At 65.8% G+C, this 14,775-nt stretch carries 11 protein-coding genes; 7 read left to right on the top strand and 4 right to left on the bottom strand.

What is annotated here, in order from left to right:
• The first annotated feature begins 362 nt into the window (after nucleotides 1-362).
• The 3 genes from NDO75_RS11900 (at nucleotide 363) to NDO75_RS11890 (ending at nucleotide 4,330) form a co-directional block, all read left to right on the top strand.
• Nucleotides 363-2,819: a BGTF surface domain-containing protein gene (locus NDO75_RS11900; protein ID WP_310906504.1), complete on the top strand. Its 2,457-nt coding sequence runs from the start codon at nucleotides 363-365 to the stop codon at nucleotides 2,817-2,819.
• A 449-nt stretch (nucleotides 2,820-3,268) separates the two neighbouring features.
• Entirely contained in the window at nucleotides 3,269-3,703 is a 435-nt protein-coding gene (locus tag NDO75_RS11895; protein WP_310906503.1) for a universal stress protein, read from the top strand.
• Nucleotides 3,704-3,979: 276 nt separating this feature from the next.
• Complete coding sequence (locus tag NDO75_RS11890; RefSeq protein WP_310906501.1) at nucleotides 3,980-4,330, top strand: hypothetical protein; 351 nt, start codon at nucleotides 3,980-3,982, stop codon at nucleotides 4,328-4,330.
• On the opposite strand, the gene NDO75_RS11885 is transcribed toward NDO75_RS11890, so the two are convergent.
• Entirely contained in the window at nucleotides 4,303-4,521 is a 219-nt protein-coding gene (locus tag NDO75_RS11885; RefSeq protein ID WP_310906500.1) for a hypothetical protein, read from the bottom strand. The two genes, NDO75_RS11890 and NDO75_RS11885, sit on opposite strands and share 28 nt — an antisense overlap.
• A 440-nt stretch (nucleotides 4,522-4,961) precedes the next feature.
• Between NDO75_RS11885 and NDO75_RS11880 the strand changes: the two genes are divergently transcribed.
• A complete protein-coding gene (locus NDO75_RS11880; RefSeq protein ID WP_310906499.1) occupies nucleotides 4,962-6,524 on the top strand; it encodes an HTTM domain-containing protein in 1,563 nt (520 codons plus the stop codon).
• Between the two features lie 159 nt (nucleotides 6,525-6,683).
• Nucleotides 6,684-6,866, top strand: a complete 183-nt coding sequence (locus tag NDO75_RS11875; RefSeq protein ID WP_310906498.1) for a hypothetical protein — start codon at nucleotides 6,684-6,686, stop codon at nucleotides 6,864-6,866.
• Between the two features lie 34 nt (nucleotides 6,867-6,900).
• Here the strand turns inward: NDO75_RS11875 and NDO75_RS11870 are convergent, their stop codons facing one another.
• Entirely contained in the window at nucleotides 6,901-8,829 is a 1,929-nt protein-coding gene (locus NDO75_RS11870) for a rhomboid family intramembrane serine protease (RefSeq protein ID WP_310906496.1), read from the bottom strand.
• Between the two features lie 753 nt (nucleotides 8,830-9,582).
• On the opposite strand from NDO75_RS11870, the gene NDO75_RS11865 reads away from it, so the two are divergent.
• Together NDO75_RS11865 and NDO75_RS11860 are read left to right on the top strand one after the other, a co-directional pair.
• Nucleotides 9,583-10,833 (top strand): hypothetical protein, encoded by a 1,251-nt coding sequence (locus NDO75_RS11865; protein ID WP_310906494.1) that lies wholly within the window; start codon nucleotides 9,583-9,585, stop codon nucleotides 10,831-10,833.
• 434 nt (nucleotides 10,834-11,267) lie between these two features.
• Nucleotides 11,268-12,620 carry a carboxylate--amine ligase gene (locus NDO75_RS11860; RefSeq protein ID WP_310906493.1) on the top strand — a complete coding sequence of 451 codons (1,353 nt, stop codon included), beginning with the start codon at nucleotides 11,268-11,270 and terminating at the stop codon, nucleotides 12,618-12,620.
• A 1,232-nt stretch (nucleotides 12,621-13,852) separates the two neighbouring features.
• On the opposite strand, the gene NDO75_RS11855 is transcribed toward NDO75_RS11860, so the two are convergent.
• Both NDO75_RS11855 and NDO75_RS11850 read right to left on the bottom strand, forming a co-directional pair.
• Nucleotides 13,853-14,230: a PIN domain-containing protein gene (locus NDO75_RS11855; RefSeq protein WP_310906492.1), complete on the bottom strand. Its 378-nt coding sequence runs from the start codon at nucleotides 14,228-14,230 to the stop codon at nucleotides 13,853-13,855.
• Nucleotides 14,231-14,313: 83 nt separating this feature from the next.
• Complete coding sequence (locus NDO75_RS11850) at nucleotides 14,314-14,565, bottom strand: AbrB/MazE/SpoVT family DNA-binding domain-containing protein (RefSeq protein WP_310906490.1); 252 nt, start codon at nucleotides 14,563-14,565, stop codon at nucleotides 14,314-14,316.
• Between the last annotated feature and the right edge of the window lie 210 nt (nucleotides 14,566-14,775).

The following is a 14,775-nucleotide window of genomic DNA, read 5'->3' as shown; positions in this document are numbered from 1 at the left end:
ATAGCGCCTTTCTCGATCAGAACGCAGTACCAGCGAGAGCCGTCGGTGGTAAAATCGTCTTATCATTATCTTAGTACCGGTTTTCTGCTTTCTTATCCTATTCTTTAGCGACCGTATAGAACGCAGATAGCTATCGGCGAAATGGTCGATGTGCGGGCCGAAACGGCAGTTGAAGACCTATTTAATTCATAGGATCCTCGACCAATAGAACACAAAACTTATGCCGGGCGTAGTAAGATATCACTAACACCCCTACCCGGTGTGAGAGTTCCGTCAGCTCGAGAGGTCTACGCTGGCGGTCGGCTCACGCTCCAGATGAATTGCATGCTAACCAAGCGAAATCCGATACTAACACATAACACATGACAAGCGAAACGACCTACCGCGAAAAGGGACGTGCAGTCGTCCTAGCCGCGCTGATGGTCCTATCTGTTGTCGCCATGTCCGCAGCCTTCGCAGGCGGGGCAGCGGCAAAGCAGCCAACAAATGCGACCAGCGATGTACAGTATACGACGTCAACCAGTCTCAACGGCGACGACCTCTGGATCGGCCAGGAAGTCACCGTCGGTGACAGCTCCGCTGCCGGCTCGAACGGATCCGGTTACATCAACGGTTCTGGGTTCGAAATCTACAAGGGCCTGTCCAGTAGCAGCGACCCTGCCCAGGTCACGACTGTCCGAGTCGAAAACGGCGAAGCCACCTTTGACATCACGTCAAACAACTTCGAAGTTGGCGAAGCCTACCACATCAAGTCCTCCGACAACGTGTGGAACAACGTTGAGTTCTGGGTCAACTCCGAGAACCTCAACGTTGACTTCGCGCGTGACTCCGTCAGCACGAACGGTCAAGTGACGGTTGACTTCGAGTCCGAACGCGAAGACCAGTGGGTGAACGTCACCGCGAAGAACCTTGATGCAGAGCAGCTCGGAAAGGTCTTCTCCGGTGTGAACAGTGAGACGAACGATGGCACCCTTGCGCTGAACGTCTCCGGCGTCACGGATGGATCGGCCGAGTTGACCGCCGACTTCAACAACGCAGATGTTGAAGCTGGCACGTACAACCTCACCTTCGACGTGACGGACTCCGCCGCGTCCGATAACGCGTCGATCACCGTGACCGACCAGCGCATCGACTACAGCTTCGTCGATGTCGACTCGCCTGCACAGGGTGAAGTCGCCAACATCACCGTCGACGTCTCCGGTGGCGATTCGGCTGTGATCACCCTCGGTGACAAGGCGGATGGCTACGACTCGTACGTTAACCTCACGGACATCCAGAACGACGAACTCATCCTTCAGTTCGACACCCACGACGCATCGGGCTCCCCGTGGAGTCTCAACGACACTGATGCCGCAACGCTCAGTGACTCCGATGTCTCGACGAAGCTCGGTAGCAATGCCGCGTTCCCGGTGTACACCTGGGACCTGTCGATCGGGCAGGGCCTGAACGCAACCGGTAGCAGCGCCAATGAGATGTCGTATGACGTCCAAGACGAACACGACCGTGGCCGTCTGGCCGTCCAAGAGCGGACGGAGATCGGTGATGTGACGACTCACACCGCACCGGCTGACGCTACCCTGAAATCCCTCGAGGACTTCGAGGACGCCACGATCACGCAGACGAGTACGATCGCTGAAGAGGACCACCTCGCCGTGAAGGTCGACGACTTCGGCGCGGAGGGTCTCGTTGAGGACATCGCGAACAATGCTGACACTAACGGCCTCTCCGCAGCACTCGATGCTGAGGGTGTCTACGTGGAAATTAGCGAGCAGAGTGCTGGGCCGATCGGTCAGCCCACGTCTTGGAACACGAGCACGTCTGCGACCAACCAGCTCGCGCTCACCGGCATCACTGTCGATGAGTACAGCGGTGACCTCATCTTCGTGATCGACGATGCATCCACGAGCCTGAAAGCAGGTCAGACCTACGACTTCACCTTCAACGTCACGCAGGAGAACGCCTACGTCTCCAAAGAAAGCGAAGTAATCACGAAGCAGTCCGAACTGACCATTGAAGACCGCGAGGTCGAATGGGACGACATCAGTTCGCTCCCGGCCGCTGAGGACGCAACCGCAACCGGAACGACCACGGTCGCCCCCGGGACGGAACTCAGCGCCGAGGCCGACTCGCCGAACGACCAGGGCGGCTTCGTCCAGGTCGCTGAAGCAGTCGTTACCGCCGGCGAGGACGGGAACCACCAGTTCGCCGCTGAGTTCGACCTCAGCGAAGAAGAACCCGGTGTCACCTTCAGCCTCTACGCCGAGGACACCGTTGACAGCAACGTCAACGATGAACTCACGGGTGTCACCCTCACCAAGGCTGGCGACCAGCCCGAGAGTACGATCGACGTCTCCGGCGACGCCCCCTCGACCGTCGAGAAGGGCGCCGACGCCACGCTCGACGTGACCGTCACCAACAACGGTGACGCTGAGGCGTCCGTCGACCCCGTCGTCCTCATCAACGGCGAGGACGTCTCCGAGAAGGGCAACGTCACGATCGCAGCCGGTGGCGAGTGGACCAAGAGCTACACGCTCGACACGAGCGCCACGGGCGACATCTCGTGGGAAGTCACGGCTGGCGGTGCCTCCGACTCCGGTACCGTCACCGTTGAGAAGGCCGGTAACGAAACCGGCGACGACAGCTCGGACTCCAGCAGCTCGGACTCCAGCAGCTCGGACTCCAGCAGCTCGGACTCCAGCAGCTCGGACGGTGACGATGGCGATACCGACGGCTCCTCCGGCACGCCCGGCTTCGGTGTCGGCGTCGCTCTCGTCGCCCTCCTCGGCGCGGCCATGCTGGCCCTGCGCCGTCAGGACTAACTCGTAAAACCACCGGCCTTCGGCCGGCCCACAACGTTCGCGGTTTTCTTTTATCGAACGCTACGCCCGACAGCAGTAGCTAGCGTGTCCTTGGCGTGTTCGCTTCGTTCGGCGACTGACTGGACGCCGCGCGACCTCCCAGTGTGACCGGCGCGCTGTGCCGTCCACCAGCGCCCGGCGATGGTGACGGCGTCGTGCTACTCGCCGTACAGAGCAGTCGCCCGATTCGACCATTCGCACCGCCACGCCGAGCAACACGTGGGCACGGAGCGTGGTCGGTCGCGCACAGTCAGCGCCGCCGTGCACGGCAGTCGGTCGAAGACAGTTGGGCGACTGCTGCAGCGATGACCTGGCTGCCCCACTACCCCAATGGGGCGAGCAACGCGCTGCTTCCACACGCGTGAGACACAGGGTCAGGGACTATATGGATCCTCGACAGAGGTTCACACATGTTCGAGCGCATTCTCATCCCGACGGACGGCAGCACGACGGCGAACGAGGCAGCGGCGACCGGCATCGATCTAGCGGTCGAACAGGGCGCGACCGTGCACCTCCTCTACGTGGTCCAGCCGATCCACAACGACGAAGGCGGCATTCAAGACGCGCTCGAGGCGATGCGGGCGACGGGAGAACGGACTGTCGCCGAGGTGGCCGACCGCGCCGAGGCGAAGGGGGCCACGGCAATCACCGACGTCACGTCGGGCACCCCCCACGAGGAAATCCTCGCGTACAGCGAGAGCCACGATATCGATCTCATCGTGCTGGGGACCCACGGTCGAACCGGCCTCGGCCGGTATCTCCTCGGTAGCGTCACCGAGAAAGTGGTCCGGCTCTCGGAGGTCCCCGTGCTCACCATCCGCTCTGCGCCAGCCGATTCCGACTGACACAGCGGTGGCTGTCCGGCTCCGGTGGCGAGACGCTGGCCTTCTCAGGAGCGTGGGCGGCGCTACAGCGATCGCCGCCGCCGCGTGCGCAACTGCGCGCACGTACGGCTTCAGTTACCTCGCGGACGATCGTGAACGCGTCGCATCAACGGTCCGCCCGGCGTCATCGTCCGCGACGATACACCGCCGAGCCGGCACGACCCGGCGGTCGAGGTGGTCGACGACCGAGAGAAACCGGCATGCAATATTATATTGGCGTCGAAGAATGAACGCGGTATGGGACTGGCCGGCTTTGGCAAGACGGTGATCGAACTCTGTCTCCTGCTGATCGGGTCAGCGACGGCTGGATATCTCGTCGGCAGAGCCACGACGCTGGCTGCGGTCGGGTTCCTCATCGCCGGAACCGCGTTCGTTCGCCCTCTAGAGAGAAACGCGCCGCTCGTGAGCCCAGTCCTCCGACCAGTGCGACAGCCCGGCTTGCGTCGCCACCTCCAGCCGTCGTGCCATCGACGGACCGAAGCGGACCCGGAGAGGGGGGCGGTAGCCCTCCGTTCCCAGTGGCCGTGTCTGGCTAGCCTGGCAGGCAGCGACAAAGTTCCCTACTCATACAGGACGGCAAGGAGGTAGAGCACCACCACGCCCCCGAGCAGGACTGGCACCATCTCCGGATGGTACGTAGTCGGGCCCTGTTCGTAATAGGAGCGGACAATCACGTGCCACCACCCGATCAATGCGAGGCCCAGGAATACCGCCAGCGTCAGTTGGACGGTCGTGATGGCGTCGTCCTTTAGGGATGGCTGTGATCGTTCGGCGGGCATAGGTGACACTCAAACGGAGTAAGTATAAGCGTTAGCACGCGTTCAGCGGGCGCCATCGTCAGCCCGGGACTCGAGGCGACTGTCGCAGGTGGGGGGTGGCCTACGTGCGGGATATCGGTCGATCGATTGCACCGCTACCCGCCTCGTTAGGACCGACGGCTACTCCGGTCGTCTACGGGCTCTCTCGCGAGGAGAGGCGTCGTGGCCGGCGGGGTGCAACGACCGACGCCGGACGAGGACGACCGGAAGCAGCCGTCGCGCAATGAGGGAGACGCGACAGGAGCGATGCGTGTCTCGGCTATCGACTCCCTCGGGGCCACACCAGGAGGGCACGCGAACCTGACGTCCCTCCGCAGACGGTCTCCGCCGGCCGCGGCCGCCCTCCAACCACTAAGCTTATGACGAACGGCTGGCGAGTCCGATGATATCTAGCCCACCCGATGAGTCAACGACGCCCCTCCCTCCCGTCGAACGACCGCCTGGCAGCCGGTCTCGACTGGCTCGGCGCGGCGCTCACTCGGCGAGTCACCGTGGATACCCGCGCGCTCGCGGTGTTTCGGATCGCGCTCGGCTTACTGCTCTTCGCCGACCTTGCGCTTCGCGCCCGGAACCTCGAGGCGTTCTATACGGACGCGGGCGTTCTCCCACGTGCGGCCCTGTTCGCGGATTATGGGACCGTCTTCTCACTACATGCAATCTCCGGCGAGCCGTGGGCGATCGGGCTCCTGTTCGCCGTCGCCGCAGCGGTCGCCGTCGCGCTGCTCGTCGGCTACCACACCCGGCTGGCGACGATCGTCTCGTGGCTCTTGCTCCTTTCCCTACAGTTTCGCAATCCAATGGTGCTCAACGGTGGAGACGTCCTTTTTAGTATGCTGCTCTTCTGGGGGATGTTCCTCCCGCTGGGCGAGCGGTGGGCGCTCGATGCACCCCGGCAGCGCCAGGCCCGTGCGACCGTCGCGACCATCGGCACGATGGCGCTGCTGTGCCAGGTGACGGCGATGTATATCACGAACGCCTTTCACAAGACGGAGGGCGAGCTGTGGCTGAACGGCGAGGCGGTCGTCTACGTCTTCAGCCTCGACTATCAGTTCACGATCCTGCTTGGCAACGTGCTCGCCGACTATCACAGCCTCCTCTCGGCCATGACGTATGTGTGGATCACGCTGGTCATCTGTGCGCCGCTGTTGCTCCTCCTCACCGGCACCCCGCGCGCCCTCCTCGCGTCGGCGTTCGTCGGCATGCACCTCGGCATGCTGCTGACGATGCGGATCGGCCTCTTCCCGCTGATCGTCGTCGCCGCCTTTCTCCCGTTCTACCCGCCGGCCGTCTGGGACCGCGCCACCGCACTGGCGGCCCGCGTCGGGCTCGCGGCCCCGCTCCGCCACTGGGGCGAGCGCCTCGCCGCCGCCGTGCCCACGGGGCCTACGCTTGCGGTGCGCCGCACCGGCGGATCCGCGCTCCGTAAACGCCTGGCCGCCGGGCTCGCCTACGGGCGGACGCTGTTCACGACGGCGCTGCCGGCGCTGTTTCTGGTCCTGATGGTCCTCTCGAACGCCCAGGCGGTGGGCTACACGCAGGTGCCCGAGCCCGGAGACGAGGTGCTGGAGGCGACCCAGACCACCCAGAGCTGGCGCATGTTCGCCCCCGAGCCGCGCCAGGTCGACGGCTGGTACGTCGTCCCGGGCACGCTCGCCAACGGCTCGGAGGTCGATGCCCTGTACGGCTCTGAGGTCAGCTGGGAACCCCCACCGAGCGGGAACGCCGTCTACCCAACCGCTCGCTGGCGCAAGTATCTCTCGAACGTCCGGTACGCCGACAACGAGAACCACCGGTCGTATCTGAGCCACTACCTCTGTGAGCGGTGGAACCGCACCCACGACACCGAACTCGAGGAGCTCGAGCTCTACTACGTGCGCCAGCCCTCGCAGCCGTACAACGAGACCGAACCCACCAGCGAAATCATGTTCCAGCAGTACGACTGCGGCGGCGAGTTCGTCCAGTAACTGGCCCGGCCCGACCGTCGCTCCGCCGGTGGCAGGGTACGCGACTGCACCCCGCGAGTGCCAGCACCCGGCCAGTCGGCGGCGACGGGCGCGAGGGATGCAGATCCCGGCCGGTCGCCTCACGGCTGACCGCACGCTGGGCGCCCCCGACGCCCGATCGTGACCGCCACTGCGTTCGTCGTCGCCCACCTCGGGCTGGCGGCACCCCACCGACTGGGGGCCGTTCCGTGTCTCATGCTCGCCGTCCTGCTGGTGGTTCTCCCCCGCGCGTCTGAGTCCGAGTCGACAGCCACGTGTCAGGATGGCGGCTCGCCCAGCGTCTCGACGCACTCGCGTTCATGATGACTGGCGACGGTACCGACCCGTCGGCGGGCGCTCACGCCGTCGCGTCGGCGTACGTTTCCCGTTGTGCGACGGGGATCTCGGTGTCGTCAACCGACGCAACCACTCGCACGCGGTCGTCGTTGTTCCCGGGGCTCTCGTCGCGCTCGACGACCTCCGTCACAAAGTCGACGGCACCGACCGTCGTCGTCTCGTTCACGTCAGGAATGGCGGCCTCACCGAGCACGGCGCCGTCAGTCAGGACGCGGAGCACGAACGCGTCGGCGGTCGGCGCGACCGCGATCGCCCGCCCGTCGATCGTCGCGCTCGACTGGACGGGCGCCGACACGAACGCGCGCGTCGTCTCGCCGTTGACGGTGAGATCGACGACGTAGGCGCTCCCGTTCCCGACGACGTCCCAGCCGGTGCGGTTCGCGTGGACCGACTCGCGCCAGTCAAGGCCGCCGACTTCGACCGTCGCGTTCCCCTCGTGTGCGAGGACCGCTGTGCGTTCCACGACGGTCCAGATCTCGCGCTCCTCGTTGACGACGAGCAGCCCGCTCTGGCGGCTCTCGAGGGGGACGGCCTCCGCATCGACGGCGTCGGGCTCCGGCTCGGTGATGAGTTGGTGGCCGGGCGTCGCGTTCTCCGCGTAGGTCACCGTATAGTCCCCGACGGCGACGCCGCCGTCACCCGGGACGGCGTCGGCCTCGACGACGACCAGATTGAGCGGGACGCTCGGGAGCGCGACCAGCACCGTCAGGCCGACCAGCAGCACGATCGCGACCCCCCGATACGTCAGTGGGCCCGCGTAGATGAGATCGGGGACGACCGCCGGGAGCGCCGGGAGGGCGAGCACGAGGCCGCCACCGAGCAGCAGTCCGAGCGTCAGGCCGAGTGGCGTCGCCCCACCGGTGACCGCCACGACGGTGGCCGCCACGAGCGCGATCGCGAGCAGGGCGAGCCAGCCGATCGCGAGCTGGCGGCGCGTCGGTGCGGCGGGAAAGACCGAGAGCGGCCGCGGCAGCGGCCGCGTACTGCCCGTGATCGCCACGGTGACCAACAGCGCCAGGCCGACGACGAGGACGACGCCGGCGCCGCGGTAGAGGACGAACACGTCGTCGCCGATCCAGACAAGGAGCCAGAGCGCCTGCACCAGGCCGAGCGCGAGCGTCGCGAAGAACAGGCGCGCGGTCGCCGGTCGGCGGCCCCGCCGCCGCACCAGCACCACCCCGCAGAGCACGCCCACCAGAAACCCGAGCAGGTGGGCCTGGAAGCCGATGCCCGCCCACGCTGGCGGGCCGGGCGCCGCCGGCGCCACCGTCTCCCGGACGATCGGCTCGCGCAGCGCCAGAGACAGCGTCTGCATCGCGCTCGCGGCGATCGACGCGACGAGCGCCGGCAGCGGATACGTCACGACGGCGACGCCGACGATCGCGAATACGGCGCCGGAAAAGCCCAGGCCGGCGCCGATCGCGAAGACCGACGTCAGGACCGCGGCCCCGAGCAGGGCGCTCGGAAACACGAGCACCGCGCGTGCCAGCGGCCGGGCGAGCCCCCTACCGCCAGCGCCGTCGGGCGCCCGTGGGCCCGAGCCGCCATCGCTGGTGCGCGCCGCCGGCGGGTAGTGCCCCCACGCGTACTCGACGAGCGGCGCGAACGCGAGCGTGCCGGCCATATTGGCTGCGAGGTGGTCGAGCGAGCCGTGGGCGATCCCCGCCGTGACCAGCCCCAGTGGGTAGAAGTACGACCACGAGATGAACGGCAGCGTCACCGGGTCGGTCACGTGCTGGACGTCGCTCTGGACCACCACGTAGAACGCGACGACAATCGCGACTGTAACGCCAGTGCCCCACGGCACGCCGGCGACGAAGCGGTCCGCGGCGAGCGCTCGCCAGCGCCCCCGCCCCGCCGTATACCAGACGACCCCCAGCGCGACGAGGACCGTCCCCGCCAGCACGGCCTGCGTCGGAGTGATCGGCATTAGATGCTCGTTCGACGCCACCCCGTACAAAAGATAGGGGCGGTGACGGTCGCCGACGCTGGCGGGGCGGGCGAGCGATCGGCCGTGCCGGCCGTGGCGCCGCCGAGCGACATGGCGGCGAGCGGGCCTGCCCGTCGGCCCGGGTTGGGTCGGTCCGAGAGTAAACCGGAAGCGAGCCGATCGATGTCCCGATACCGATCGGCCGGCCAGGCCGCCGACGGAGCTCGTCACCGGTAGTACCGTGGCGTTCGACCGGCCACCGAACGCCATGGCTTGGTACTCGGCAATGCTGTGGAAGCGGTACGACACGAAGGGACAAGATGTGGGCGACGCCCCACTCACATCGATAGCCCGGCATTTCTGTAAGCGCGCTAGTCCACGCCGGGACAGTGACGAGCTATCACGTCGATCAGCCTACCGACGCGGCCGGACCGAGTGAAGCGTTGATGCGCACGTAGGTCACTGCCACCTTCGACTGTTCCCAGTCACGAACGACTGATCGCCGGCACCCGAGACGCCGTGATCATTGCTCTCGCTCGGCTCCCTCTTCGGAACGACACTCTCTTGTAGAGTACCGTATAAGCCAGTTAACTCACAGTGGTATAACGACAAGGCTGGCGGACAGCCGTAGGCGGCGTGCTGCTCTTTCTGTCGAGGGTGACAGTCTTACGGTAAGATACTATTACCGGCGCGTTATACGGGTACATCGTCAGACGGTCCGTTTTTTATATCAGGAGTGAGTACGGTGGTGCGATGACCAAGGCGACCCCTGCCCTCCTCGCGCTCCTTCTCGTCCTCTCGCTGCCGGCGATGACCGGCGTGGCCGCGGTGCCAGCTGGCGAGACGGCCGACGGAGCCAACGCAGGTCTCCAACAAGATGTCGCAGAACCAGTACAGCCCACCATCGTCACCCGTCCGATGCAAGCCGAGGTCGCCAACACGACGAACCGCCTGCAGGTCACCGGCGAGGTGCGCAGCGAGTACACCGCGTACCGCTCCGATCTCGGCCTGGCACTCGCAAACGCTGACAGCGAACTCCGGGTCGACCAGGACCAGTATGCCATCGTCGACCACGAGTTCGCCAGCGCCACTGCTGACGAACGGGCCGCGATGATCCAAGCAGCGTACGACCGCCTCCGGCAACGGGCCGCCACACTCGAGCAGCGCGAAAGCCAGGCAGTGCGCGCCCATGCCGCCGGAGACCTCTCGACGGCCCAACTCCTGCAGACGCTGTTACGGAACTACAACGAAGCAGGGGTCCTTGTAGAGCAGCTCAATTATTTAAAGGACCGAGCGGTGCAGGTCCCAGGCTATTCGCTGTCGTCTGTCCGAACCACGAAAAAAATCTTCGAGTCGCATCGAACAGCTCCTCGTACACGGCTGAGCGGTCTCGCTACGGCACCGAGCAACCAGCTACATGTGGAGATCGCCGTCTCGACCTCACAGACCGGGTACAGTCTCTCGCTGATCGAAGGCGATCAATATCTCGTCGAGACGACGCGCTTCGATAACCGCGATCAAACCGCACCTGACCAGTTCGAGGATCGAGAGGCGTTCGATCACACGCTACAACTCTACCCCTGGACGGAGGAACACGGCAAACCGTACTTCCAAGATAACAGTCCCGATCACTACTGGACAGAGTTCGTCCACGATCAGGGCCGGACGGAAGTCTATCTCGATGCCGGCACCGGCGAGGTCTACCGCGAGGTCCAGGAGCTCAGCGCGCCGTCGCTCCCCGCAACCAAACTCGGGCCGGGCTGGAACGACGATGATGACGAGTTCGAAATGACGATGAACCGAACGCCGGCAGTCGGCCCGATCGAGATCACCGTCACCGAGAACGCGACCGGCGAACCCGTGGACGCCACCATCACGCTTGACGGCGTCGAAGTCGGGCAGACCGGTGCCGACGGCAGACTCTGGGTCGTGCCGCTATACGGCAGCCACGAACTGGAGGCCAAAACGGCCACCGGTAACATCACCGCGACCGTGACGCGCTAACCGGCACGCCATCACGTGTAGTTTCGACAAATTCTCCAGTAGATGGGAGCGAACTGGGTAGGATCGTCACCCTCTCTTCGTCGATCGCGCAGAGAGCGCAACATCTATAGTAGACCTTTTGTCTCCAATACGGTATGGTTCACTATCCCGAGGGGCGCTGTCCGGACTGCGGCGAACGACTGTACGCACGCACAAACGGCGACGACTGGTGTCCGAACTGCGTCCAGCGCCGAACGCTGGCCGTCTGAGTCGGCGGGCGCCCAGCGGTCTCGCTGCTCCCCGCCGCGGGCAACCTCGGTCACTCGTGGCGGACCCGTCTCACTTCCTGACTGTCTGTACTGGCCCACTACGGGCGCTAGCACCTCTATTACTACGGCGCGCGTCGGCGACGGCCCGCGTGTCTGGGTCGCTGCCCAGTCCCTACACTCCTGTTCATGTGTCCATCCACAGCCGACGCGGAGGCGGTCGTCGTCCCAGCAGTGCCCGTACCCAGTTCCGACAGCTGTGTCCGGTCGTTAGCCGACGCCGGCGTACACACCATCGTCATCGCCGCCGACCGAACGGCGAAGACGTTCTCGTCGAACTCCTGCGACGAGGCGGTGGTGGTGCCGGACCCCGAGACGGACCTCGAGCGGTACGCGGACGCCCTGCTCGCACTCGCCCGGCGCCCGGACGTGCGGACGATCATCCCGTGTCGGGAAGCGGACATCCACGTCCTCGCCCAGTATCGCGAGGCGTTCGCCGACCACATCGCGACGCCCTGGCCCGCCGTCGAGACGCTCGAGCGCGTCACCGATCGCGTCCGCCTCGCCGACGCCGCCGAGGCAGCGGGGGTGGCGGTGCCGCAGACCGAACCCCTCGCGGCGGCCACGCCGCGCGACGAGCCGGCGATCGTCAAATCGCGCTACAACCTCGTCACCGACGAGCTCGCCGACGGCGAGGTGACGGGCGATGTTGCCCGCCCGAAGACGGTCGAACATCTGCCGCCGGGGGCCGATCCCGATACGGAGGCGCTCCGTGACGCCTTCGGGCACGAGCCGATCGTCCAGGAGTTCGTCCCGATCGACGACGAGTACATGGTCGGGGCCCTCTACGACCACGGCGAGCCGGTCGCCACCTTTCAACACGAGCAGCGCCGGGCGCCGTCCTATACCGGCGGGGGCGGCGTCTATCGGCGGTCCGTCGCCGAGCCCGAACTCGAAGCCGCCGCCCACGACCTCCTCGGCGAACTCGAGTGGCACGGCCTCGCCTGTATCGAGTACATGCGCCACCCGGAGACGGGCGAGTTCTACCTCACGGAGATCAACCCGCGCATGTGGACCTCGCTGGCGGCGAACGTGCAGATGGGGGCCGACTTCCCGCGCTACTACTGGCGGCTGGCGACCGGGCGCGCCGACGAGATCGACTCCGACTACGACACCGGGATCGGCTGTCACTACCTGAAAGGCGAGCTCACCTACCTGCTGAGCCTCTTCACGGACGAGTCGCAAGTCGTCGATCGGCCGTCGATCCGCCGGGCGGTGCGCGACGTCGTCGGCTCGTGTCACCGCGAGCCGCGGTTCGACATCCTGCGGCGAGACGACGTCTGGCCGTTCCTCCAGGATCTCCTCCGCGAAGTCGATCGGCGGATGCCCGCGGGGATCGACGTGGCCGCACACGGCCACCTCCTGGGCCGCGATGAGCCACCTGTCCACTGGCGGGACGCGACACCCGACGCACCCCCGTCGCGCCATGCATCGTCCCCCACAGCCGGGGAGCGGTCAGTCAGAAACGCGCCAACCGATTGAGATCGCCGATCTGTGCGTCAGTCCACGGCGTGCCGAGACGCGTCGAGACGGCGCCACGGGTCGTGACACACCATCGCACCGGCGCAGAGTGGGTCGGTCGGCGCTCGCCGTTCTCGAGAACGGACATTTCGAAGTGCGGCCGCCCCTCGTCGGTCTTGCGTCGGCAGCAGCAGCAGTCAACCGTGGTGACGCTATGCGGGTGCTCTTTTATTATCTCACTGCTCGAGGCGTACCGCCATGCGATGACCGACGGAGATCTCGCCAGGGCTGTCAAAACGACCGATAGAGGGCATGACGCGCGCGGTCGCCGCGCCACCGGCAGTGTCGCACTAGCGGGCAGTGATATCGGGGTGCGAGCCCGGATGCCAGACACGAGTCTGGATACGGCGCCGAAGCGGCGCAGGTCGGGATCGGCCGCCGCGCGGGATAAGGGGTCGGCTGTATCTGTGGCCTGTTTACTAGAAGCGCGGTCGCTGGGTCCGGACGAGGCGCCCCACCAGCTGGTCCGGACAGGCCCGCTCCTGCCGATTCCGACGTCGTGTTCTCAGATCACCACGTTCCATTGATGGTCACAATTGCGACATTCAAAGCTCCGGTTCACTTCGGGCCCGAGCAACTCACCACCGGTCTCTCTGCCGGCGTGTTCCGTGCAGTTCGGACAGCGAATCCCCTTCATTTCCCCTGATACTTCCCCACACGAGGTCATAATACTGACAGTCAGGGGACCGCTGGCCGCGCCACTGCACCCCAGGTAGGCCGAGTCGCCGGTCGGCTGTCCGTGGCTGCGACCGCGAGACATCCCAGGCGGGATGACAGTTCACGATATGGGGCATCGCGTGGCGCATGCTCACGCTCTATGACGATCACTGAGACAAGGCGTGCCCCCGGCACGACCGCTCCGTTGCGCAGTCAGCGGACCCACCTATGTAACCGGCGAGGCCATCCACCCAGCAGGCGACGGGCTCGCTGGCGGCGGCTCAGTGATCGCTTTCCCGCGCTGTGGTTAAGGGCCCAGCGCCAGCGGCCACCCCTGCCGGGCCAGTGCCGGACCACAGACCGCGCACCGACCCGGCAGTCAGCCGATCGCGAGTGGGGGCCGGCGCAAAACGGCCAGCCAAGCCCACACGTGTCGCCAGGGGCACCCTCCGATACAGGCTCACCGGGCCGGCTTGTGGCCGGCGGACATGAGCACACTGGTCGACAGTCGCGTCACCCGTTCAGTAGGCCACCGCTCACTCCCAGATCGTGGGGATGTCCATCTCGCGAATGACGCTGTCGGTCGTGAGCACGGCGTCGGTCTCCCGCGCGCGGTGGCTTGCGACGATTAGACCGTCGTGGGGGCTGTAGTCGTCGACGAGCTGTGCGTAGACGCTGAGTTCCGCGTCGCCGACGGGAGCCAACGACACCGGCCTATTCGTGAGCAGTGCCTGCCGCACGGCGTCGGGCGTGCCGGTCAACTGGATGCCACGAACGTCCTTGTCCCGCGAGACCGCGTAGAGGACCTCCGCCAGTGCCGTACTCGGAGCCTGGATGACTGTCTCGCTGGCTTCGGCGAATACCCGATCGACTCGCTCAGGATGCCCGTCGACGAGATAGACGAGCAGTGCCACCGTATCGGCCGTGTGACATCCTCCCCGGCGTAAACGCCGGGACTCTCTCGCTGTCTAAAGATAGGTGGCTACGCTTACTCCGCCTAGTAGTCGTGGTCGCGGCGCGTCCGCAGTCGCTTAGCGAGTTCGCGCCCGATTGCCGCGCGCGTCTCGGTCGGCGTCTCGTCGGGGACGAGCAGACCGCGTCCGCCGGTGCGCGTTCGCTTTTTGACGACGATCCCCTCGTCCGTATCGAGCCAGAGCACTTCGTCGCCGGGCTCGAGGTCGTATTTCTCGCGCAACGCCTTCGGAATCGTCGCCTGGCCCTTCTCGGTGATTCGGGTCGTCTGACTCATACGGAGTAACACGACCTGTAATATCAAAATGCTGCCGTGGATAGGCGCCGTCGTGAACCGGACGCTGGCGCTCGAGCCACTGAGAACCGCGGTATGGGAGTCGCGAACGCCAATTACACTCCGACGCTGCACCGGTAAGGGATAGCAAGCCCGGAGGCAAGCCAACCGACGGGCGACTGGCCGCCGCCTCCGGGTGGTCGGCCGCCAGCG

The organism is Natrinema sp. 1APR25-10V2 (genome assembly GCF_031626495.1).
GTDB lineage: Archaea > Halobacteriota > Halobacteria > Halobacteriales > Natrialbaceae > Natrinema.
This window is presented reverse-complemented; position numbering and strand designations above follow the sequence as displayed.

What these genes read in the sequence shown, in the direction of transcription:
- NDO75_RS11900 (WP_310906504.1), top strand. Translation starts at nt 363, where the DNA reads ATGACAAGCGAAACGACCTACCGCGAAAAGGGACGTGCAGTCGTCCTA.
- NDO75_RS11895 (WP_310906503.1), top strand. Translation starts at nt 3,269, where the DNA reads ATGTTCGAGCGCATTCTCATCCCGACGGACGGCAGCACGACGGCGAAC.
- NDO75_RS11890 (WP_310906501.1), top strand. Translation starts at nt 3,980, where the DNA reads ATGGGACTGGCCGGCTTTGGCAAGACGGTGATCGAACTCTGTCTCCTG.
- NDO75_RS11885 (WP_310906500.1), bottom strand. Translation starts at nt 4,521, where the DNA reads ATGCCCGCCGAACGATCACAGCCATCCCTAAAGGACGACGCCATCACG.
- NDO75_RS11880 (WP_310906499.1), top strand. Translation starts at nt 4,962, where the DNA reads ATGAGTCAACGACGCCCCTCCCTCCCGTCGAACGACCGCCTGGCAGCC.
- NDO75_RS11870 (WP_310906496.1), bottom strand. Translation starts at nt 8,829, where the DNA reads ATGCCGATCACTCCGACGCAGGCCGTGCTGGCGGGGACGGTCCTCGTC.
- NDO75_RS11865 (WP_310906494.1), top strand. Translation starts at nt 9,583, where the DNA reads ATGACCAAGGCGACCCCTGCCCTCCTCGCGCTCCTTCTCGTCCTCTCG.
- NDO75_RS11860 (WP_310906493.1), top strand. Translation starts at nt 11,268, where the DNA reads ATGTGTCCATCCACAGCCGACGCGGAGGCGGTCGTCGTCCCAGCAGTG.
- NDO75_RS11850 (WP_310906490.1), bottom strand. Translation starts at nt 14,565, where the DNA reads ATGAGTCAGACGACCCGAATCACCGAGAAGGGCCAGGCGACGATTCCG.